The following is a 20993-nucleotide window of genomic DNA, read 5'->3' on the forward strand; positions in this document are numbered from 1 at the left end:
TAGATGGCTTCTTTTAAATATATAGCAGCAGATTATAACGGCAATGAAAAGAAGGGAAGAATAGAAGCCTATAATTTAGATCTAGCAAAAGCTAGACTAAGAGATGAAGGGTTAAAAATTGAAACGATTGAAGAGGTAGAGTCATCAATTTGGACAAAAGACATCCACCTTGGAAGTCCAGTAAAACATCGAGATTTCGTTGTGTTTTTACAACAATTTGCTTCGTTATTAAAAGCAGGACTTACGATTGTTGAATCTTTAACTATATTGCGTGAACAAACGAAACAAAAACATTTAAAAGAAGCTTTGTACTATGTAGAAATCGATATGAGACAAGGAAGCTCTTTAACAAATGCCCTAAAAAAACATCCACAACTCTTTTCCGATATATTCATAAATATGGTTCATAGCGGTGAGAGTAGTGGCTCACTTGAAGGTACACTTTCTAAACTAGCTGATTATTATCATAAGAACTATAAAACCTCACAAAAAGTTAAATCGACGTTTGCTTATCCTATAACAGTGGCCATAGTTGCCATTGGTGTTGTTATTTTCTTAATGATGTATGTTGTACCAGAGTTTGTAGATATGTTTACACAATTTGATGCTAGCCTGCCCATCATAACCCAGATTGTTTTAGCGGTTAGTCATATATTAAGTCAATATTGGCTTTTGATCCTCTTGGTCACATTGTTAATAGCTTTAACATTGCTTATTCTTTTTAAGCGGGAGGAGTCCCGGATTAAAGTCGATCATTATTTACTTAAACTACCAGGCTTTGGGCCATTAATACTAAAGTCTAATATGGCTTCAATGACACGTACATTAAGCTCTCTATTATATAACAAGGTTCCTATTATAGAAGCTATAAAACTAACCGAACAAACTTTGAAAAACCGTGTCATTCAACAGACGTTACAAGAAGCAAGAACGTCACTACAACAAGGTGAATCATTAGTAAAACCGATGCGTGAACATTGGGCTTACCCATATTTAGTAACTCAGATGATTGAAGTGGGCGAAAAAACCAATGCATTACCAGAAATGCTAAATCAGGTCGCTACATTTTATGAAGACGATGTCGATACAGCGACTGAACAATTAAAATCTTTATTAGAACCATTATTAATCGTTACGTTATCTGTCATTGTTGGGGTGATTGTCTTAGCTATTGTTATTCCTATGTTTGAGTTATTTAATCAAATTAATTAAATAAATATGAATGGATTAGGGGAGAGGTAAAATGTTAAAAAAAATCTTTAAAAATCAAAAAGGTATTACATTAGTAGAATTACTAGCTGTCATTGTCATCTTAGGAATTATTGCACTTATTGCAGTACCAGCTATTGCGAATGTAATTGAAGATTCACGATATGATAGTGTGAAAGCAACTGGAATTAATATTATTGAAGCGGCCGAATTGTACTCAGTGACGAATAACGTAGAAGATGGTGGAGTTGACTTAGCTGATCTAACTGGGTCAGGTTACTTAGAAGGTTCAAGCTTAGATGACTGGTCAGGTGATACTGCTGTTACAATTAACTCAGATGGGGCTAACACGTTAAGTGGTACAGGCACCGATGGCAATGTTTCTGTCACTTTCAGTAGTGCAACAGTTGAAGAAATAAATAATACGGATGCTTCTGACTTAAGACAGGGTGAGGCATCTGGTGATGTTACACAAGGGAGTTAGATTAGATCTGTAAGAGATCTAATCAATTAAAAACAAGCGCGGCAATTCCGTGCTTGTTTTTCAATCATAATTGTTGATAGGATTTGATTTAATTGATGCTAGGGATCTATTTATACATATTCTTGTTAGGTCTATTGTTAGGTTCATTTTATAATGTCGTTGGATTAAGAATTCCAAACGGGCAATCAATTATTAGACCAAGCTCCCATTGTCCGAAATGTTTTAAATCATTAAAGTGGTTCGAGCTTATTCCCGTAATATCATACTTAATACAAAAAGGGCGATGTCGAAACTGCCAAACTATCATTTCGCCAATTTATCCTTTCTTTGAACTATTAACTGGTCTTTTATTTATATTTGCCTTTAATGAAATCGGGTTTAACATTGAACTGATTGTAGCTTGGATGCTGATCAGTTTACTAATCATTATTACAATAAGTGATTTACATTATAAAATTATCTCGAATAAAGTTTTAACCTTTTTTGCAATTACAATTATAGTTATAAGGATTTGGAATCCCACTGAACCATGGTACGATGCATATTTAGCTGCAGTTTTAGGGTTTGGGCTATTGTTACTCATTGCTATTGTCAGTAAAGGAGGAATGGGTGGCGGTGATATAAAACTGTTTGGTGTAATAGGTTTGTTTTTAGGGAATCAAGGGACGCTTGTGACTTTGTTTCTAGCATCACTTCTCGGTGCGGTGATTGGTCTGGTGTTAATGGCGTTTAAAAAGGTGAAACGCGGAGTACCCATTCCGTTTGGCCCGTTCATTGCTGCCTCAGCCTTAATCACGTACTTCTATTCAGATCAACTAATTAGTTGGTATTTAAGTTTATTCATTTAGGTGGATGATCAATTATGCGAAAGAAAATGATTAATTTAGAAATTAAAGATTATGTTATTCGTTTCATTGAGAGTAACATAGAAGAGAACAATATTGAGAGAATTGGTGAACATTTTATACCGCCTGGGATCATCAGTGGTGGAGTGATTGAAGATAGAGAAAAGCTTCAGCGAATTCTTGAAACATGCATGAAGAAGTGGCGTTTAAAACGTAAAAAGGTACGCCTACTCATGCCAGATTCACTTGTGTTTATTCGGCGTGAGATGGTTCCATTGGATGTAGCGAAGGATGAGGTAAAGAAACATATAGACTTTCACATTGGTGAAACGATCCATTTACCATTTGAACAGTCAGTTGCTGAGACAGTTTATATTCGTGAACGTGATCGTGGTCATGAAGTGAGTATCATTTCAACTGATAAAGATATTGCCAATCAATATACACATATATTAGAGAGTCTTAGCTTAAAAGTGGAAGCGATCGATATCTCACCTCTTAGTTATTATCGTGTTTTATATGAAAAAGATAGAGCTCGAGCTGAAGACCATCTGTTATTAATTCAATATCATGTTGATCGTGCTATATTTAGTGCATTTATAGAGCATACACCGATTTTCTTACAAGAGTTTGATTTAGAATCTAATGAAATAATTAAACATCATTTAGGTGCTACTTTATCAAAAGAAGATTTTAATGAAGAAGCTGTGATGAATGAGTTAGATGAGATGAATATTGAGGTTGAGAGAGTTGAGCGGTTCTATCAATTTATGATTAACAATCATGAGCAAAAGTTTACTAAAATTGCCGTCGTCGGTGATCATCCTTATGTAGAAGAGATTGTGAGGAAAATGAAAGAATTATATGAAACTCCTATCATTAATTTACAAGAAGACTCAATTGCTGGGCCTAAAGGAATGGCGCTTGAATCAAAGTTTCACAATGTTTATGGTTTAGCGCTAAAGGGTGGTCGTTAATGTTAGTAGATATTAATTTATTACCACAAAAAGAGACTAAAAGTAGAAAAACTGTTTATACTTATTCAATTTTAGTTCTATTCACTTTAATAGTTACTGTTATCTTTTCTTTTTGGGTGTACGATTTAAATCAGGAGAAACAAATGCTAGAAAGTGAATTGTATCAAAAGGAAATGACAAATGCAGATTTACAATCTGAAATTGAAGGTGACTCAGAATATCATCAATCACAAAGGTTACAAAGTTTAACAGATGATATAGATTATTTCATTTATGATCTATCAGGCGTAATAAGTGAACTAGGGTCTCTAGTGCCTACATCGGGTGAACTTCAATCATTTAATTATAGTGGTGATACGATTGACTTGACTGTCCAAACTGCTACAAATGAGCAAGCCGTTTTGTATTATCAAGATTTAAGTGACCTTGAGTCGTTTAATGAAATTGATATTCATACGATCAACTATATAGAAGATGATGACTATTATGTAACGAATTACACGGTGAACCTCCATCAAAGTGATGAGGAGGAAAATGATGAATAAAGCGAGTAAACGAATTGTATTGATTTGGCTTTTATTACTTATGGGGTCTATAGCTATGTTTTATTATTTTTATATCCATCAGCTTGAGCGAGAGGTAAGTGAAATAGAGTCAGACATAACATTTGAAGAACAGAGGGAGGCTTTGTTCAGCGAGGCTATTTCTGAAATGGAGCAAGAGGAAATCACGATTGACACTTACCGTTTAAAATTACCTTCAGAATTAGAGGAAGATGTAATTATGCGATTAATTAATGAGGCATCTTCTGAAACGAATACGACAGTGCAGTCTTATCAGTATGAAGATTCACAAGTATTATCCATTGATGATATATTTAATCAATCTGATCAAACTGAAGAGCTTGAAGTTTTAGTTATGCAAATAAATGGGTATAGTCAGTCTTATAATCATTTAGAGGATTTCATTGAAAGTTTAGAAAATCATGAGAGATTACTTCAAATAGAACAATTACAGTTTCAACAGTCTGATGATGTACGGTTTCAATTAAGCTTTTCCGTTTATGCTGATTCAATGTAATCACCTTAACATTACGCTCTGTAAAAGTCTGTTGTGGTAAATTGTGAATCACTTTCGGTGGAGAAAAGACGTTGGTGAGACTCCTAAAGACGAGTAGTATGAGGTCGATAAACACTACCAAATATCGACACTTGCACCTCCTATGCCTCAGAGTCTCACCAGCCACCCACCCAAAGCGAAGTATATTTCCATAGCAGGTACTAGCACCAATCTTCTAGGTTTTAGCAAAACTTCTTTTGTCCACACATGTTTTATTCAAAATTTTAATCTAATGCTCGATTTTTCAATGTAGTGACTGCAATAGCGAGACACAAGACTGTTAAGGCGACTGCAACGGCTGAACTAAGCCAAATTTCAGACTCTAACTCGCCTGAGAAAAAGTAAAGCCCAATATAATCACTAATTAATGCTGGACTCCAAGTTAGAACATGACTATAAATACTTGAAATTGTATTTAATGCAATTATTGTAATGATCGAAAGGAAAGCAACTAATCCTTGAGATTTAAAGAAACTATTAAAAAGCATGACAATACCAAGAATAAGCATGAAGTATATGATAAAAAATGATGTACTAACGATTAACTGAGTAATGCTAAGCTCTCCGTATAAAACGGTAACATAATACCAGCCGACTAATAGTGAAATAACAAGCGAAAATGCTAGTAAAGATAACATCGCAGTGTATTTAGCTGTAATATAGTTCGTAAAACTAACAGGCTTTGATAAAATCAGTTCATAAACACCACTTTTAACTTCTTTTGAAACGATCCCCATAGAAGCAACGACAGCAATTAGGACACCTAATACGCCTAGTTCATTAAAGCTCATAAGCATTGCCTCTGCTACAGATGGTATTGGAATATCAAATGATGCACCATCAGGCATGTTGCCAGCAGATTCTAAAATAATGGGTAAATAATATGTTGTTACTGGGTCCATAACTGCAAAAATAATAAAAACGATTGGTACCCAGATCCACTTAAAGTTGCGCCAGTTTTCGGTTAATTCTTTTTTGAAAATGGTTTGCCATTGCATTAATCAGTCACCGCCTTCATGAATATGTCTTCAAGAGAAGAAGTTGCGACTTCGAATTTTGTTAACTCCCATTCTTCATGTTTAATTAAATCTAATAGTTGGTTACGTGCTGCTTTGACATTATGGACTGTTAAGATGAAACCGTCGTCTTGTCTGTTAACTTTGAACACTGAGTCAATCTCTTTTAAGCGTTCCTCGATAAACTTAGGTTCTTCAAAGAAAGCTAAGTGGATTGCAGTCGTATCTTTAGTTTCACTGACCTCATCAATAGCCCCTTGTTTAATCATTTTACCTTTATGAAGTAATAAAATTTCTTCACTCACTTCCTCAGCATCGTTTAAGATGTGAGTTGAAAATAAAATAGTCGCATCTTTCTTTAATTCACGAATAAGATTTAAGACTTCGCGGCGGCCAATTGGGTCTAATGAAGAGACTGGTTCATCTAAAATGATTAGCTTAGGGTCATGAATAAGTGCTTGAGCTATGCCGAGCCTTTGTTTCATACCACCTGAGTATTTAGAGATTCGTTGCTTTTTAGCATCAATAAGATTAACGAGGTCTAATAGTTCGTTAGCCTTTTCTTTAGCTTCTTTCTTTGATAAGTGAGAAAGTTGGCCAACATAAATTAAAAACTCTTCTCCAGACATCCAATTATGAAACACAGGGTACTGTGGTAAGTATCCAACATAACGCCGGACATCTTTAGTAAATCGCTTTTCATCAAAGACAATTTCACCACTTGTTGGTTTAATAAACCCAGCAAGCATTCTTAACGTTGTCGTCTTACCAGCACCATTTGGGCCTAGTAGCGCTACACACTTTCCAGGCTCTAGAGAAAAAGTAATGTGGTCGACAACGGTTGTAGATTGATAGGTTTTCGTTAATTGCTCAACAGAAATTAACGTCATTCATTAAATCCTCCTTCCAAATATGAAATATATGATAGGACCTGCTAGATTCCCTAAAATAATGATCAGTGCCCAAATCCACTTTGGTCCTTTCGTTTCTTCAATTCTCTTAAGGTCAATCAATGCTATGATGACTAAGGTAAAATGTAAAACTATTAAAGGTATTATAAGCTGAAGCATTGTTGAATCCATTATTCCCCACTCCTTTTACCATTCAGTATACCCCAAAATCCTAGGAAAACTTTCAAATATAATGAAAAAATCTTCAAAAAATTTAAAAGTCTATAAAATGCTTCTGTTATTAAATGTGTTTCACCAGTTGCTATAACAAAATGATGTAATATAAGTTTTTAAAACTAAAAAAATCCAATAGATGGGCTGTGCCACCTATTGGATGGTAATTTCAAGCTTCTAATTCACCTATTTCCTCTTGTTCATGCTCATGCATGTAGAATGTAAATGCATCTTTATAAACTGCGAATAAATCATATTGTTTGTTCCCTTGGTTTAATTGCTCATAAACATTCGGATAGGTTTCATTAGCTTTTATTGCATATGATAATTTGTTCATTGCTTTTAGTGAACGGCTGTTAATTTTATTGACCTTTAAGAACACAACGTCAATATCTTGTTCCATGAATAACTCCCAAAGGAATAATTCTTTGGCATATTGATTATAACCTTGGCCGAAGTAAGGCTTTCCTAACCATGTTGCTAAAAAGCCTTTATTTTCTTCAATATCATATAGGGTGATCGCACCGACTGGATTTTCCATCTCATCTAAAATCGTTCTTGAAATGAGATCGCCATTTTCTTCTTGTTGATTCATCATATTAATGAAGAAGTAGTAAGACTCAGCTGAATCCGCCTTCTCGCGAACATATGGCTTTACTGCTTCATCATTTAATAATGGGAATAAAACAGGTACATCCTGTAATTCTCTCTTTTTAAGCATAATAAAAACCCTCCTTTGGCATAAGTGAGGGTGACGCTTACTGAAAGACGCAGGCGACGGGTGCGTTTCACCCTCGAATTTTTATCAATTGCACATCAAAAAAATTATTGCATACAATGCACATAACAAAAATCCGGGGTGGGAATCGAACCCACTAGAACCACTTATCTATAAGCGGTGGCGCACCATTTGCCTTCCCTTGAATTTGACTAAATGAATTCTACAACATTCTATCCGATTTGAAAATAGTTTTTTTAAACTTTTTATTTCCAAATTATAAATACGTAATTTTCTTACAAAAACGGGATTAATAATATAAGTTATTTAAAGCATCATCTAAATCTGGGTGCTTAAACGTATAACCAGAATCTATAGCAACTTTAGGATATACATATTGCCCTTCAAGCAATAATAGACTCATTTCACCTAAGACTGTCTTGATTAAAAAGGCAGGAGCGGGTAACCAATTTGGACGTTTCAATGTTTTAGCTAAAGTAGTGCCAAATTCTTTGTTTCGTTTAGGGTTTGGTGCTGTTATATTAACAACATCTTCTATATTGTTGTTGATGATCCAATCCATCATCTTAACAACATCGTCTATATGAATCCATGATATCCATTGTTCACCATGGCCGAGCTTTCCACCTGCAAACATTTGATAGGGTAAGGTCATCTTAGGTAATGCTCCAGCTTTTCGGGCTAATATGAGTCCAAGTCGAGCCTTAATGGTTCTTATTCCTAACTGTTTTGCTTCATCAGCTTCTTGTTCCCATATATTACATACTTCTGCTAGAAAGTCATAGCCAGAATTAACCGTATTCTCAGTGAACATCTCGGTGGTTGAAGTACCATAAAAACCAATTGCAGAAGCATTAATATAAGTGTGAGGCTTGTGGTTTAATGCACCCATTATTCGAATGAATTCACGTGTTGTAGTGATTCTACTTTGTAATATGCGACTTTTCCTTTCAGTGTTCCAACGTCCACTATTTAACGATTCACCAGCTAGATTAATAAACACATCAGCATTTCCGATCTCAAGCTCCGGTTGGCTACCAGCACTTAACCATTTAACGTAATTGACGTTTGGTTCTTCATGATATTGATGAGGGTTTCTTGTTAAAATCGTAATCTCATCATCTTTTGAAGTGAAATAATCGACTAAATGACGTCCGATGAATCCTGTACCACCAGCAATGACAATTTTCAAACAGGTGTACCTCCTTCTTTAATATGTACTATAATAGAATTATGACACTGATAGGAGTGTAATTAATGGTGAAAATTTGCAAAATATCTAAGCAAAAAAAGAATCAACAACGTTATAACATTTTTATAGACAATCAAGGTAAAGAAGAGTTTGCATTTGGTATTCATGAAGATTTATTGATCAGGTTTGAGTTACGTAAAGGACTTGAGCTAACAGATGATCAATTCACTAATATTCAAAAACAAGATGCCATGTATAGATACTATACCCTTACTTTAAACTATTTAAGCTATCGAATGCGAGCGGAATCAGAAATTATTGAATATTTACTAAAGAAAGAAGCGACAGAACAAGAGATTGCTTATGTAATTGAGCGTTTGCAAGGTGAAAAGTTAATAGATGATGGTGCATTTGCAGAAGCCTACGTAAGGACAAAAATGAACACATCATCAAATGGACCAAATAAAATAAAGCAAGAATTGTACCAAAAGAAGCTATCTGAGGAAGAAATTGAAAACGGACTTGCCCATTATACGAAAGAACAAGAAGTGGACAAGTTAGTGAAATTAATTGAGAAGAAGCTTAATTCGAGTCGTAAAAAGTCCTTTCAAGATCAGTTAAATAGTTTAAAGCAATCTTTACTACAAAAGGGGTTTACGCATGATGCAATTGAAATAGCGTTTCAGTCTATTGACACAGGAGTTGATGAGGAAGAAGAAATGAACGCCTTACGATATCAAGGTGAAAAGGCTTGGCGTAAGTATGAACGAAAGCATCAGGGTATAAAGTTGCAACAAAAAGTAAAAGCTGCCCTTTATCAAAAAAGATTTTCAGGTGAATTAATTCAACAATTCATTGATGAAAAAAGCATGGAAGAAGTTGACTAATTAACCTTCCATGCCCTTTAAACCAATTTATTTTTCAACGTGAATTTCATGACGGCCATCATCTTTTTCAATAATTTGCTTTGCATAATCTTGAGGTGACGGTAGGATAGATGGGTCTTTCACATAATCGCTTTCATCCCAAAATGGTGTGTTCATACCTCCCATATAAACGGCTGTAATAGCGATCTTCTCTTCAGCTAACTCTTTTTGAAGACTTTCAGTAAAGCCGCGCTGTGCAAATTTACTAGCGCAATAAGCTGATTCTTGTACTTTTCCTTGTAAACCAGCAGTAGAAATAATATTTAAAATACGTCCGTTTGCTTTTAAAACATGAGATAATAAATGTTTAGTCACATAAATCAAGCCATTAACATTAACGTTGACCATTGCATCAATTTCGTGTTTTTCTAATTGTTCTAATGGATTAAAATAACCAATTCCGGCATTATTGATTAAAACATCGATTTGATCAAGTTTACTTGCTAATTGGTGAACAGAATCCCAATTTGTAATATCACATAATATGGTTTTGGCATCTCCATTTTGTTGTTGAATCTGTTGTTGAGTGTTCAATAACTTACTTTCATTTCGCCCGATTAAATAAATGAAGTAACCTTGCTTAGCATACTCTAAAGCTAATGCTTGTCCAAGACCTGAGCCTCCACCAGTGATTAGTGCTGTTTTCATGCTGAAACCTCCAAACTATATGATAAGTATTTTTATTATGGCTTGAATTTGGTACGATGTAAAATGAAATATGAAAGGAGAATATGACATGCAACGTCGATATAGTCAATATACTGTAGAGCAACTCCAACAAGAAGTGGCACAATTAACTGAAAAAGCCCAAAAAGCTGAACAAATGGGTATGGTGAATGAGTATGCTGTTCATCAACGTAAAATTATTATGGCTAAATCATATATGATGAATCCTAAAGATTTCAAGCACTCTCAAGTTTATGAGATTGAAGGATCACCAACAGAGGTGTTTGAAATTGATTATATGAATGGAATATTTGCTTGGGGTAAGCGCAAATCAAAACAAGGTGAAGTTATTAATGATGAAGAAGCTTTGCCGATCGCGTTACTAACAAATCAAATCGAATAAAAATAAAAGCTGATCATCTTTTTAAACGTTGATCAGCTTTTATATGATAAGTCATGTCGTATAGTTTTTGTTCATGATAGTGGTTCTAATTTCTTTTGTAGCTTTTCTTCTGAATAAACCCAACCAGTGTATGAAGTAAGGGTATTATAAAACTTATCGAGTGTAACAACTGCAACAAAGGGATAATGCCCTTTATAGCGATACCTTAAATCGATAAACCGGATCTCTACATAATCATCAAATCGGTCTATTTCATAACGAAAAATAGGTGAGAAATTGATAAAAGACTTCACGTTTTCATCATGGAACGCTGCATTCATTTCAGCAGTTTCGGGCAGTTTATTATTTTCAAATGTGTCTTTAATGTCGATATGCCCATCTGTACTATAGGCTACATAATAATAATAGGGTGTTTCAATGACAACACGCCATGAATTATGGCGAATTGTAGGTTGTGTAATGATTTTTACAGCGTCAGGGAAGTGCTTTTGTAAAATATCGGTTATTTCTTTTTTGTCAAAGAATCGTTTAATATAGTATAGGAAGACAACAAAGAAAACGATTAAATAAGTCACACCGGGCTCTGCTCCTAAAAGCCAAGCAATAGCCCCCGCAACGAAAAGACCGAATATATAAGGGTCAAATGTATTAATCCACCCGAGAGCAATCCATTTATCAAGGAAAGGTTTTAACGCTTGTGTTCCATAAGCATTAAAAATATCAACTATTACGTGTAGAACCACTGATAACAACACCCACCCCCATAAGTTGAGCCATGGTATTTCAATATAGAAAGCGTAAATAGCAAATGTTACTAAAAGGCTCCATAGTAATACGGCTACTGGGGAATGAGAGGAGCCGCGGTGGTGTCTTATATACGTTGCATTATTTTTAAATTTAAAAAATGTATCAAAATCTGGAGCGTGTGAGCCAACGATCGCCCCGATTAATACAGCTTGAAACAGTTGTGGGTCTTGCTGTACGGCGGGGTCTAATGTTGCTATCCCACCAATTGCAACACCCATTGATATATGGGTAGCAGTATCCAATGGTTTACACCCCCTTACAGTAAAGATAGGTGAGAATTAATGTCTAACTCTATGTTTATTTCTATACCCGTTTTGTTTAATCGTGAAGCGTTTCAAAACGATTTGATTTATTGGTATAACGAGCGAAAACGCGATTTACCGTGGCGAGAAAACCAAGACCCATATCGAATTTGGGTCTCAGAAATCATGCTTCAGCAAACCCAAGTCGATACAGTCATTCCTTATTTTGAACAGTTTATGAATCGTTATCCTACAGTTTATGATTTAGCTGAAGCTAATCAACAAGAAGTTTTAAAGTCTTGGGAAGGATTAGGGTATTATTCTAGAGCTCGTAATCTACATGAAGCGGTTAGAGAAGTCGTTGAATCCTATGATGGCAAAGTACCAGGTGATAAAAAAGAACTAAAAAAATTAAAAGGAATTGGCTCTTACACACAAGGTGCGATATTGAGTATCGCATTCGACCAACCAGAACCAGCAGTTGATGGAAATGTGATGCGCGTCATGTCTCGTGTTTTACAAATTGAAGAAGATATTGCCAAACCTAAAACGAAAAAATTATTTGAAGATGTTGTCGCAAATGTGATGTCAGAGGAAGATCCTTCTTCATTTAATCAAGGATTAATGGAATTAGGGGCTTTAATATGTAAGCCTAAAAACCCACAGTGTCAAATTTGTCCTGTCCAAAAGCATTGTGCGGCTTTTGGACAAGGGATTCAAGCAGAATTACCTATTAAAACCAAAGCTAAAAAACAGAAAAAGGAAGCTTATTTTGCTTTAGTCATGATCGACCCAGCTGGGCATTATTTTATTCAAAAGCGCCCTGAAGAAGGTTTGTTAGCGAATTTATGGGAATTCCCGCTATTTTCACAAGCTGAATTTGACCAATATGCTCTTCTCAATTGGTTCGAATTTGAATACAATGTAAAGCTTAATGTGAAGTCTAATAATGGACAAGTTAAGCACATTTTTTCCCACGTTATTTGGGAAATTGATATTGTTGTAGCTGAACTGACCAGTGGCGAAATTCCGAATATTAAAGGGCACTGGATTAATCAAGAGGATTTAAAGACATATCCCTTTCCAAATGTTCAAAAGAAATTGATGAAACAGCTTTTAATTAATTAGATATTTTTGGAATGAACATTTTTGGATAACACCTGTGCATTTTGGTTAGATTAATCAATGCGGAGGTGATATCAGATGGCTAAAAAGAACCAACGTCAACAGCAGCAACAAAACCAAGCTGCTCAAACTAACGCACAAGAAGTTAAGCGTCAAAACCAACAATCACAGCAAGGTCAGTATCAACAAGAGTTTGCTGAAGAGACTAACCCACAAGAAGTTAAACGTCAAAACCAACAGTCTCAACAGCGTAAACAACAGCCTAACCAACAACAACAGCAACAACAGAAAAACCAGCGCTAATAACTATAGAGAGTTATTAACGTAAACAATGAAGAAGCACTCCCGACTAGTAGGAGTGCTTCTTTTCTCATTAGGTAGAAATACTATCTAATATACTAGGCCCTTGGGGTGATTAGTGAACGTCCATTTTGTTTAAGCTTTCTAAACTCTTTATGACCTGTTTGCTTCGATTCACCTACTATAAAGTAAACAGAGCCCAAATTGAGTTAATCGAATTAGTACTACTTATATGGTACAATGTCGTTATCAATCACTAACGGAAAGACATTGGTTAGAAAGAAGGGTAGAAAATGATTATTCCTAAAGACGGAGATCAAGTTGAAATTCAAAGTTATAAGCACAATGGAGCTCTGCACCGTGTTTGGGAAGAAACAACAGTCCTAAAAAGTCATTCAAACATACTTATCGGCGGTAATGATCATGTAAAAGTAATTGAAAGTGATGGAAGAACTTGGCGAACACGAGAACCAGCCATTACTTATTTTACGAGCAATTATTGGTTTAATATAATTTCTATGTTACGTAATGATGGCGTGTATTATTACTGCAATATTAGTTCACCTTTTATAGTCGATGATGAGGCTTTGAAGTATATTGACTATGACTTAGATATTAAGGTGTTTCCAGACGGTACTTATAAAATCTTAGATGAAGATGAATTTGATGTGCACCGAAAACAAATGAATTACCCTGAAGTATTGCAAAAGATTTTGTATAAACAATTACGTACTTTAGAACAATGGGTTCAACAAGGGAAAGGACCGTTTAATCCAGAGTTTCCAGAAAAGTGGTATGAACGTTATTTAACTTATTCTAAGTAAAGCCTGTTGCTTTTTCAAGCAGGCTTAGTTTTGTTATGCATCAATTACTTAAAAACAGTGACGCCTTTATAATATATAGTACGTTTTAGAGAAGAAAGTAGGTGAAATATGTACAGCATTAAACGATACCTTGCATTCGTTAAGCCATACAAATGGAAAATTGCTTTAACGATCATTATAGGATTATTGAAATTCGGTATTCCACTCATTATGCCGTTAATAACGATGTATGTGATCGACGATATCATACTCAATGATGGATTAACTTCAAGTGAACAAATTGAAATGTTAATTTGGATTATGGGAATTGCGTTTTTCGTCTTCTTAATATTACGCCCGCCAATCGAATACTACCGACAATATTTAGCCCAATTTGTGAGTAGTAAAATTTTATATGACATTCGTAAGCAGTTATTTGATCATATTCAAAAGTTGAGCTTAAAGTATTATTCAAAAACTAAAACAGGTGAAATCATATCAAGAGTTATACATGATGTTGAGCAGACTAAGACATTTGTTGTTACGGGTTTAATGAATATATGGCTTGATATGGCAACAATTATAATTGCTGTTGCTATCATGTTAACGATTGATCCAATTTTAACGTTAATTGCAATCATCCTATTTCCTATTTATGGGTTTTCAGTTAAGTACTTTTATTCAAGGCTACGTCAGTTAACAAGGGATCGCTCCCAAGCCTTAGCAGAAGTGCAAGGTCATTTACATGAACGAGTACAAGGGATGCCAGTAATTAGGGGCTTTGCATTAGAGGAACATGCACAAGGTGAGTTTGATCGAAAAAATGACAAATATTTAGACCGCGCACTTAGATTTACTAATTGGAATGCTAAATCATACGCGGTAACACACACTATTACAGATATCGCACCTTTATTAGTTTTAGCTTTTGGAGGATACTTTGTGATCGGAGGCGCGGTTACTATTGGTGCGATGATGGCATTTGTCCAATATATGGAGCGCGTTTATAATCCGTTACGACGTTTAGTCAACAGCTTGACTCAGTTGACTCAAGCACATGCTTCGATGGATCGTGTTTTTGAATTTATGGATGAAAAATATGATATTGTTGATCATCCTAATGCCCAAAAGCTTGAACGTGTTCATGGGGATGTATCATTTGAAAATGTGTCATTTAAGTATGATGATGATGAAGAATTAGTATTAAAGAACGTGAATTTAACAATTCCAAAAGGTGAAACTGTAGCGCTTGTTGGAATGAGTGGAGGAGGTAAATCCACTTTAGTCAGTTTAATTCCACGCTTTTATGATATTGCAAGTGGTGCTGTGAAAATTGATGGTGCGGATGTCCGTGATCTAAAAGCGCGCTCAATCCGTGATCAAATTGGAATGGTATTACAAGACAATATATTATTTAGTGATTCTGTAGCGATGAATATTCGCATGGGGAATCCAAATGCAACGAATGAAGCGGTTGTTGCTGCAGCTAAAGCTGCTAATGCACATGATTTTATCATGGAATTCCCTAATGGTTATGAAACGTTAGTAGGTGAAAGAGGCGTTAAACTTTCTGGAGGACAGAAGCAGCGAATTGCTATTGCGCGTGTATTCTTAAAGAATCCTCCGTTATTAATCCTTGATGAAGCAACATCAGCCTTAGATTTAGAAAGTGAGCAATTAATTCAAGAAGCAATGCAGAAGTTAGCTTATAATCGTACTACATTTATTGTTGCACATCGACTATCAACGATTACGCATGCTGATCGTATTGTTTTAATTAACAATGGTGAGATTAGAGAAGAAGGAACGCATGAAGAATTGATGCGTGAACGAGGATTATATTATGACTTATTCCAAGTTCAAGAGTTAGACCAAGACAATTCAATATCTAAGCTATAGTTTAATTACAGATAATCCGAACGCGTTCATTATAAATGAATGTGTTCGGATTTTTGCATTTCGATATCACTTCATGAACAAAGTTCGAGCGCCGATAAAAGCTTGCTGAGCTCTGATAAAAATTAGTCAACTGACTCCCGCTTTTTCTTTCAACAGCAATTTGATTCCGCTTTGGTAGGTACTTCCTTAACAAAAGGTATCAAATAATTAAACTTTACCCCCTTTTCACCCCTTTTGTCTCAGACTTTTTGGACAAAAATTCTTGCCATTATAGAAAAAAATGTTATTTTGTGTTACTTTTGTAGTAAAATAAATCAGAAAAATATAACTTTTTTAAGTTTGAGGGAGTGACTCTTTGTGTCGATTCAGTTCAATGTTGAAAAAATGAAAGAACAAATTGGGAAAGTGATCATGGGAAAAGGTGAGACAGTAGAATTATTAATGAATGCTTTTATTAACCAAGGTCATGTCTTATTAGAGAGTGTTCCAGGTACAGGTAAAACAATGCTAGCGAAAGCTGTTGCTAAATCTGTAGAAGGTGATTTTCAGCGTATTCAATTTACCCCCGATGTATTACCTTCTGATGTTTCAGGTATTCAATATTTTAACCCGAAAGAACAACAATTCGAATTAAGAGTAGGACCTGTTTTAACCAATGTCTTGCTAGCTGATGAAATTAACCGTGCAACACCACGTACACAATCAGCTTTGCTAGAAGTAATGGAAGAGAAGCAAGTAACTATCGATGGTGAAACAGTACAGATCAAACAGCCATTTATCGTTATTGCAACACAAAATCCGATTGAATCACAACAAGGTACATTTGATTTACCCGAAGCCCAAATGGACCGCTTTTTTATGAAGCTTGACCTTGGCTATCCGGGATTTGAAGATGAGAGAGAGATGATGAAAAGTCATAGAGAAAATCAACCATTAGAACAACTCACGTCAATCTTTTCAAAAGAGGATTTAGTTGGATTCCAAAATGAAGTACAAAAAGTTAAAGTTTCAGGCGAAGTAGAACAATATATACTTAGCATTGTTCGTTCAACGAGAAATCATGAATATGTTGATGTTGGAGTTAGTCCGCGTGGTACTTTAGCGCTTATGCGTTCGGCACAAGGAAGAGCATCTATTCAAGGGCGAGACTATGTAACTCCAGAAGATGTAAAAACGATGGCACCTTATGTCTTGCCACATCGATTAGTTTTAAGCTTAGATGGTGCAACAATTAAGTCACAAGAAGATGTGTTGACTGATGTTTTAGAGGGAGTACAAGTTCCAGCTGAGTATGGGGTTTTAGGGAAATGATGTTTAATAAGTACGCTCAAGAAACCAAAACCTTTCCAGTGTTTATATTAGTTGGAACAGTGTTGTTATTTGCGGGGCTTTTTATTGAATTTCAATACATGTATATGTTGGTTTTTGTTTCAATATTGTTAGTCATTTTCTTTGGATTAAGCATCTTTTATGAAAAGCATGTGGATGATTATTTAACGTTTTCATTTTCTAAGCCAACTGTCAGACATTACCAAGGTCAAGAAGGGTATATTGAATTAACAATAGAACAGAAGGGGATTCTACCTTTACTTAATGCTAAACTCATCATTGAAATGGATGATGTAATCGAATTTGTTGGTGGTAAAACAATACCGCGCAGGTACATAACGAACTATGAAAAACAGTTTAACTTAATGTTTTGGGAGAGAAGAACGTTTCAGATCCCTTATGAAACTAACAAACGAGGCGTAGCAAAAGTTCATAACATCCAGCTCGTCGTACCGAATATTTTCGGGTTTGGTAACATTTTTATGAAAAGGGAAAAACGTTTTAATCAAGAGGTTGTCGTCTATCCAAGTAAGACAGTTGTTCCAAATATTAATTTAATGTCACCTATTAATATGGGGCACCACCGGGCGAAGCACTCTTTGTTTGATGAACATACACTCCCTGTAGGAACGCGTGAATATGAACCGGGTGATGCTTTTAATAAAATTCATTGGAAAGCATCAGCTAAAGAAGGGGCCCTTCAAACAAAAGTATTCGAGAAATCAAGCCAAATTTCATGGTGTTTCCTTGTTAATGTACGCTCAGAAAGTGGGTTAACAGCTGCTGAAAATATAGAAATAATGTTAGAGCAGATCACTTATATGATGCATTACGCAACTGAGCATCAAATTCCTTATCGAATATTTATAAATATATCATCTATTAGTCATATACCTTTTATTCATCAGCTAGAAGGAGAAGGTCATGTTCATTATCGACAGTCATTAGAACTAATAGCTCGACTAAAGTTATTAACGTTTACGACACCTTATGAGAAACTGTTACATTTCGTCTTGAAACATGAAACAACGCCTGCCTATATCATTCATGTTGGCTCTTTAAATGAAAAGCAAATGTATTATTTGAAATTACTTGAAAGAAAAGGATCTAAGCTTACAGTTTTAAATGGTGAACGTTTGTCGAATGGCGTGCATGAAGGGAAGGTGGTGTAACATGGCTGATTTATCCCTTCGTTACTTAAAGTGGTATCAATACGTGTTAGAGTTGTTTCCACTTTATATTATTGTTTCATTTTCATATGTTGGCTTAAGTAATTGGCCACCTTTAAGCGAGTTTTTAATAGTAGCAGTAATTATAGCTCCAATAGCGGGAATATTTCTTCATAAAATAGGTGGAAATATGGCTGTGTATGCAGCAATTCCGATTGTATTAATTACAGGACTGTGGTTTGGATTCGATTTTATTTATGCATTAATTATTGCGATTGTTACAGTTGTTCGAATTGAAAACAGATATATTAAACCAGACCAAGATGTAGAAGAAGTAACCTTAATGGCTACTTTCATTATGTCTATTGGTGCATTTACAATCTTGTATTCTACTTCTGAAGGGTTTTCAGTATATTTCTTAATATTATTCATAGTTCAACTGTTTGTTTGGCTTGGTGGAAGGTTAATCTATTATTATTTACGAGATGAACAAACAGTAAAAAATTCAATATCCAAAAAGGTATACCTTATATTAGTTAGTTTAGGATTTTTAGCAGTGGTATCTTATGTGCTATATGTCATTTACCCATACATCAAATATGGTCTAGGTTATTTGTTTTACTGGGGGTTATATGCGTTTGCATGGTTAATGAGCCCTATTTTTAACATGTTAGAGTCTTTAGAACTTGACCCTCCAGAGATAGAAGGAACCGACTCGGAAATGGAATTTGGGGAAGATGAGTTTGACCAAAGAGAGCCTTCAACTTTTGCAAGTAGCCTTGTTGAATATATTAACTATTTTATTGTTTTATTAATATTAGTAGGGATATTGTTTGCGTATTTATATTATAGAAATAGGCTTAAAATGCACCAAGACAATGTGAGAACAAGCTATGATGATGTTGAAAAGAATCAAAGTGAAGGGAGAAAGTTTTTCAAAAGGCAAAATAAATCGACGCGTCCAAATCATCGTGTTAGAAAAGCATACTATGACTTAGAGAAATGGGCTGCTAAACAAGGTGTTGGAAGAAGAGAGTATGAAACGATTGAAGAATGGATTGAAAGATTAGGGGTAGGAGCGGAAGTTAATCAATCCATGATCAATATTTATAAATTAGTAAGATATAAAGAAAAGCTCGATTTAGATTACAATGAAGCTGAATATTTAAATGCGGTTAAGAGATTAAAAGAAATACTGAAGAAAAAGGTGAGACAACAGAAAAGTGAAAGTGAAGAGGAATAGTTTTTCTTGATTTGATGAAATAAGTATGTCTGTAATTTCGCGTTACTTTTTTATCAGTGTTCAAGCATTTTGATGTATAGCGGTATCGAAGCACAAAAATCCGAACGAGTTCATTTATGATGAATCGTTCGGATTTTTTACAATTAATTTTGTCCTGATATGAAAAGAAGGTCAGCTGTCATAACCTCACAAGTTATTACTTAGCTATTTTGATAGCTTCTAAGTAACTTCTTCAAATGCATTAATTCATTATGATAATCCATGAGTGTAGAGGCTAATGGTAGTAGTTTTAATCGGTCTTCATCACCTTCTTCATACACTTTAAGCAGCTGGTCCACTAATTTAGGGATATTTGGTTCGTTAATCTTCTCTAATGGGTCTGTTTCTTTCTTTCTTATACGACCTAAATACATTAAGATTAGTTTTTCATGAGTATGAAGTGTTTTATCAACTTCTTCGATGATTTGCTTGTTAACTTCTTTAGGGATATTCTCAATATCTTCATCCATTCGATGCAACGTGTTTAAGACGAGGAATGATTTATTAGACGCTTGGATTAATTGTCGGAATAACACAAGTTTACGCGCACGTTCATACCCCTTTTTACGTGAGTAAGTTCGTTCTTCAGAGAATAAATGATATGTTTGGTCCATTTTTGATAAATCCGCGTTTAATCGATCGATTTCTTTTTTCAATGAAGGTTGGTCAGATAAGTGTCTAGTTGTGACACGAACCCATTGTAAAATGTCTGTAGTCGTCCGATTAATGTCTTCAAATAGTTTAGTTTCATACTTAGGAGGTAGAAACGCTAAGTTTACGACAAAAGCTGAAACGATCCCGATAAAAATTGATGTAAAACGAATACCTGCAAACTCTAAGAAAGGCATTTCAGTTGTATCCATTATGGCAATAACAGCAATGATCGCAATGAAAGTTGTATCTTCTTTCATCTTTAAAACCATGCAAATCGCAATAACGGTTATAATTCCAAAGCCGATTATAAAAGGCTCATTTCCTACTGATAAGACTAAAGTAATCGCTAATAATGCTCCGATTATATTGGCTTGTACTTGTTCAACGATTGTTTGAACGGAGCGATAAATAGACGGTTGGATCGATGAAACAGCAGCAATAGCAGCTGCGAAAACTCCAGCTTCAAAACCAAAGCCACTAGCAATATATAAAGCGACTACTGTTGCCAGTCCTGTTTTAAAAGCGCGTGCGCCTACTTTCATACACACACCTTCCTCTCAATTGTTAGACCCTATTAACACATTTATTATATTCATAAATCCATCATATCAGAATTAAATTTAAAAAAAGAGGCTTCCGCATTACAAAATGCGAAAGCCAAGTCTGGTAAAACCAGAAAGGAA

23 protein-coding genes are annotated in these 20993 nt (G+C 35.0%); 15 read left to right on the forward strand and 8 right to left on the reverse strand.

Annotation, left to right across the window (positions count from 1 at the left end; genetic code table 11):
• The first annotated feature begins 3 nt into the window (after nt 1-3).
• The 6 genes from ABDZ63_RS00605 to ABDZ63_RS00630 all read left to right on the forward strand — a co-directional run bounded on the left by ABDZ63_RS00605 (nt 4) and on the right by ABDZ63_RS00630 (nt 4595).
• The gene (locus ABDZ63_RS00605; protein ID WP_343781051.1) at nt 4-1212 is read left to right on the forward strand and encodes a type II secretion system F family protein; all 1209 of its coding nucleotides are present in this window, start codon (nt 4-6) and stop codon (nt 1210-1212) included.
• A 31-nt stretch (nt 1213-1243) separates the two neighbouring features.
• Nucleotides 1244-1693: a type II secretion system protein gene (locus tag ABDZ63_RS00610; RefSeq protein WP_343781054.1), complete on the forward strand. Its 450-nt coding sequence runs from the start codon at nt 1244-1246 to the stop codon at nt 1691-1693.
• A 95-nt stretch (nt 1694-1788) separates the two neighbouring features.
• Nucleotides 1789-2541 (forward strand): prepilin peptidase, encoded by a 753-nt coding sequence (locus ABDZ63_RS00615; protein WP_343781056.1) that lies wholly within the window; start codon nt 1789-1791, stop codon nt 2539-2541.
• Between the two features lie 14 nt (nt 2542-2555).
• Complete coding sequence (pilM, locus tag ABDZ63_RS00620; protein WP_343781058.1) at nt 2556-3515, forward strand: type IV pilus biogenesis protein PilM; 960 nt, start codon at nt 2556-2558, stop codon at nt 3513-3515.
• Nucleotides 3515-4060 carry a PilN domain-containing protein gene (locus ABDZ63_RS00625; RefSeq protein WP_343781061.1) on the forward strand — a complete coding sequence of 182 codons (546 nt, stop codon included), beginning with the start codon at nt 3515-3517 and terminating at the stop codon, nt 4058-4060. Before pilM ends, ABDZ63_RS00625 begins: the two co-directional genes overlap by 1 nt.
• Nucleotides 4053-4595: a hypothetical protein gene (locus ABDZ63_RS00630; protein WP_343781064.1), complete on the forward strand. Its 543-nt coding sequence runs from the start codon at nt 4053-4055 to the stop codon at nt 4593-4595. The genes ABDZ63_RS00625 and ABDZ63_RS00630 overlap by 8 nt, the downstream gene beginning before the upstream one ends.
• A 263-nt stretch (nt 4596-4858) precedes the next feature.
• Here the strand turns inward: ABDZ63_RS00630 and ABDZ63_RS00635 are convergent, their stop codons facing one another.
• From ABDZ63_RS00635 to ABDZ63_RS00655, 5 genes are all read right to left on the reverse strand, one after another.
• A complete protein-coding gene (locus ABDZ63_RS00635; protein WP_343781067.1) occupies nt 4859-5632 on the reverse strand; it encodes an ABC transporter permease in 774 nt (257 codons plus the stop codon).
• Nucleotides 5632-6540 carry an ABC transporter ATP-binding protein gene (locus tag ABDZ63_RS00640; RefSeq protein ID WP_343781069.1) on the reverse strand — a complete coding sequence of 303 codons (909 nt, stop codon included), beginning with the start codon at nt 6538-6540 and terminating at the stop codon, nt 5632-5634. Before ABDZ63_RS00640 ends, ABDZ63_RS00635 begins: the two co-directional genes overlap by 1 nt.
• Nucleotides 6541-6543: 3 nt before the next feature.
• Nucleotides 6544-6732, reverse strand: coding sequence for a PLD nuclease N-terminal domain-containing protein (locus tag ABDZ63_RS00645; protein ID WP_343781072.1), 189 nt, complete (start codon nt 6730-6732; stop codon nt 6544-6546).
• 211 nt (nt 6733-6943) lie between these two features.
• Entirely contained in the window at nt 6944-7495 is a 552-nt protein-coding gene (locus tag ABDZ63_RS00650; protein ID WP_343781073.1) for a GNAT family N-acetyltransferase, read from the reverse strand.
• A gap of 307 nt (nt 7496-7802) precedes the next feature.
• Nucleotides 7803-8705, reverse strand: a complete 903-nt coding sequence (locus ABDZ63_RS00655; protein ID WP_343781077.1) for a TIGR01777 family oxidoreductase — start codon at nt 8703-8705, stop codon at nt 7803-7805.
• Nucleotides 8706-8770: 65 nt separating this feature from the next.
• On the opposite strand from ABDZ63_RS00655, the gene recX reads away from it, so the two are divergent.
• Complete coding sequence (gene recX, locus ABDZ63_RS00660) at nt 8771-9592, forward strand: recombination regulator RecX (RefSeq protein WP_343781080.1); 822 nt, start codon at nt 8771-8773, stop codon at nt 9590-9592.
• 27 nt (nt 9593-9619) lie between these two features.
• On the opposite strand, the gene ABDZ63_RS00665 is transcribed toward recX, so the two are convergent.
• The gene (locus ABDZ63_RS00665) at nt 9620-10279 is read right to left on the reverse strand and encodes an SDR family NAD(P)-dependent oxidoreductase (protein WP_343781081.1); all 660 of its coding nucleotides are present in this window, start codon (nt 10277-10279) and stop codon (nt 9620-9622) included.
• 88 nt (nt 10280-10367) lie between these two features.
• On the opposite strand from ABDZ63_RS00665, the gene ABDZ63_RS00670 reads away from it, so the two are divergent.
• On the forward strand, nt 10368-10700 hold the full coding sequence (locus ABDZ63_RS00670; protein ID WP_343781083.1) for a YfhH family protein: 333 nt from the start codon (nt 10368-10370) through the stop codon (nt 10698-10700).
• 71 nt (nt 10701-10771) lie between these two features.
• On the opposite strand, the gene ABDZ63_RS00675 is transcribed toward ABDZ63_RS00670, so the two are convergent.
• Entirely contained in the window at nt 10772-11749 is a 978-nt protein-coding gene (locus tag ABDZ63_RS00675; RefSeq protein WP_343781085.1) for a metal-dependent hydrolase, read from the reverse strand.
• A 39-nt stretch (nt 11750-11788) separates the two neighbouring features.
• On the opposite strand from ABDZ63_RS00675, the gene mutY reads away from it, so the two are divergent.
• The 7 genes from mutY to ABDZ63_RS00710 all read left to right on the forward strand — a co-directional run bounded on the left by mutY (nt 11789) and on the right by ABDZ63_RS00710 (nt 19617).
• Nucleotides 11789-12877: an A/G-specific adenine glycosylase gene (gene mutY, locus ABDZ63_RS00680; RefSeq protein WP_343781086.1), complete on the forward strand. Its 1089-nt coding sequence runs from the start codon at nt 11789-11791 to the stop codon at nt 12875-12877.
• 75 nt (nt 12878-12952) lie between these two features.
• Nucleotides 12953-13177 carry a gamma-type small acid-soluble spore protein gene (locus ABDZ63_RS00685; protein ID WP_343781087.1) on the forward strand — a complete coding sequence of 75 codons (225 nt, stop codon included), beginning with the start codon at nt 12953-12955 and terminating at the stop codon, nt 13175-13177.
• A 290-nt stretch (nt 13178-13467) separates the two neighbouring features.
• Nucleotides 13468-13998: a nucleoside tri-diphosphate phosphatase gene (ntdP, locus tag ABDZ63_RS00690; protein ID WP_343781088.1), complete on the forward strand. Its 531-nt coding sequence runs from the start codon at nt 13468-13470 to the stop codon at nt 13996-13998.
• Between the two features lie 108 nt (nt 13999-14106).
• Nucleotides 14107-15876: an ABC transporter ATP-binding protein gene (locus ABDZ63_RS00695; protein ID WP_343781089.1), complete on the forward strand. Its 1770-nt coding sequence runs from the start codon at nt 14107-14109 to the stop codon at nt 15874-15876.
• A 357-nt stretch (nt 15877-16233) separates the two neighbouring features.
• Nucleotides 16234-17187, forward strand: coding sequence for an AAA family ATPase (locus tag ABDZ63_RS00700; RefSeq protein ID WP_343781090.1), 954 nt, complete (start codon nt 16234-16236; stop codon nt 17185-17187).
• Nucleotides 17184-18377: a DUF58 domain-containing protein gene (locus ABDZ63_RS00705; protein ID WP_343781092.1), complete on the forward strand. Its 1194-nt coding sequence runs from the start codon at nt 17184-17186 to the stop codon at nt 18375-18377. Before ABDZ63_RS00700 ends, ABDZ63_RS00705 begins: the two co-directional genes overlap by 4 nt.
• Before the next feature lies 1 nt (nt 18378).
• Entirely contained in the window at nt 18379-19617 is a 1239-nt protein-coding gene (locus ABDZ63_RS00710) for a hypothetical protein (RefSeq protein ID WP_343781094.1), read from the forward strand.
• 200 nt (nt 19618-19817) lie between these two features.
• Here ABDZ63_RS00710 and ABDZ63_RS00715 read toward each other — a convergent pair whose 3' ends face one another.
• The gene (locus ABDZ63_RS00715; protein ID WP_343781096.1) at nt 19818-20852 is read right to left on the reverse strand and encodes an aromatic acid exporter family protein; all 1035 of its coding nucleotides are present in this window, start codon (nt 20850-20852) and stop codon (nt 19818-19820) included.
• Between the last annotated feature and the right edge of the window lie 141 nt (nt 20853-20993).

Source organism: Alkalibacillus silvisoli (assembly GCF_039521975.1).
Lineage (GTDB): Bacteria > Bacillota > Bacilli > Bacillales > Alkalibacillaceae > Alkalibacillus > Alkalibacillus silvisoli.

Coding starts and splice junctions, on each gene's coding strand:
- ABDZ63_RS00605 (WP_343781051.1), top strand. CDS start 4: ATGGCTTCTTTTAAATATATAGCAGCAGATTATAACGGCAATGAAAAG.
- ABDZ63_RS00610 (WP_343781054.1), top strand. CDS start 1,244: ATGTTAAAAAAAATCTTTAAAAATCAAAAAGGTATTACATTAGTAGAA.
- ABDZ63_RS00615 (WP_343781056.1), top strand. CDS start 1,789: ATGCTAGGGATCTATTTATACATATTCTTGTTAGGTCTATTGTTAGGT.
- pilM (WP_343781058.1), top strand. CDS start 2,556: ATGCGAAAGAAAATGATTAATTTAGAAATTAAAGATTATGTTATTCGT.
- ABDZ63_RS00625 (WP_343781061.1), top strand. CDS start 3,515: ATGTTAGTAGATATTAATTTATTACCACAAAAAGAGACTAAAAGTAGA.
- ABDZ63_RS00630 (WP_343781064.1), top strand. CDS start 4,053: ATGAATAAAGCGAGTAAACGAATTGTATTGATTTGGCTTTTATTACTT.
- ABDZ63_RS00635 (WP_343781067.1), bottom strand. CDS start 5,632: ATGCAATGGCAAACCATTTTCAAAAAAGAATTAACCGAAAACTGGCGC.
- ABDZ63_RS00640 (WP_343781069.1), bottom strand. CDS start 6,540: ATGACGTTAATTTCTGTTGAGCAATTAACGAAAACCTATCAATCTACA.
- ABDZ63_RS00645 (WP_343781072.1), bottom strand. CDS start 6,732: ATGGATTCAACAATGCTTCAGCTTATAATACCTTTAATAGTTTTACAT.
- ABDZ63_RS00650 (WP_343781073.1), bottom strand. CDS start 7,495: ATGCTTAAAAAGAGAGAATTACAGGATGTACCTGTTTTATTCCCATTA.
- recX (WP_343781080.1), top strand. CDS start 8,771: ATGGTGAAAATTTGCAAAATATCTAAGCAAAAAAAGAATCAACAACGT.
- ABDZ63_RS00665 (WP_343781081.1), bottom strand. CDS start 10,279: ATGAAAACAGCACTAATCACTGGTGGAGGCTCAGGTCTTGGACAAGCA.
- ABDZ63_RS00670 (WP_343781083.1), top strand. CDS start 10,368: ATGCAACGTCGATATAGTCAATATACTGTAGAGCAACTCCAACAAGAA.
- mutY (WP_343781086.1), top strand. CDS start 11,789: ATGTCTAACTCTATGTTTATTTCTATACCCGTTTTGTTTAATCGTGAA.
- ABDZ63_RS00685 (WP_343781087.1), top strand. CDS start 12,953: ATGGCTAAAAAGAACCAACGTCAACAGCAGCAACAAAACCAAGCTGCT.
- ntdP (WP_343781088.1), top strand. CDS start 13,468: ATGATTATTCCTAAAGACGGAGATCAAGTTGAAATTCAAAGTTATAAG.
- ABDZ63_RS00695 (WP_343781089.1), top strand. CDS start 14,107: ATGTACAGCATTAAACGATACCTTGCATTCGTTAAGCCATACAAATGG.
- ABDZ63_RS00705 (WP_343781092.1), top strand. CDS start 17,184: ATGATGTTTAATAAGTACGCTCAAGAAACCAAAACCTTTCCAGTGTTT.
- ABDZ63_RS00710 (WP_343781094.1), top strand. CDS start 18,379: ATGGCTGATTTATCCCTTCGTTACTTAAAGTGGTATCAATACGTGTTA.
- ABDZ63_RS00715 (WP_343781096.1), bottom strand. CDS start 20,852: ATGAAAGTAGGCGCACGCGCTTTTAAAACAGGACTGGCAACAGTAGTC.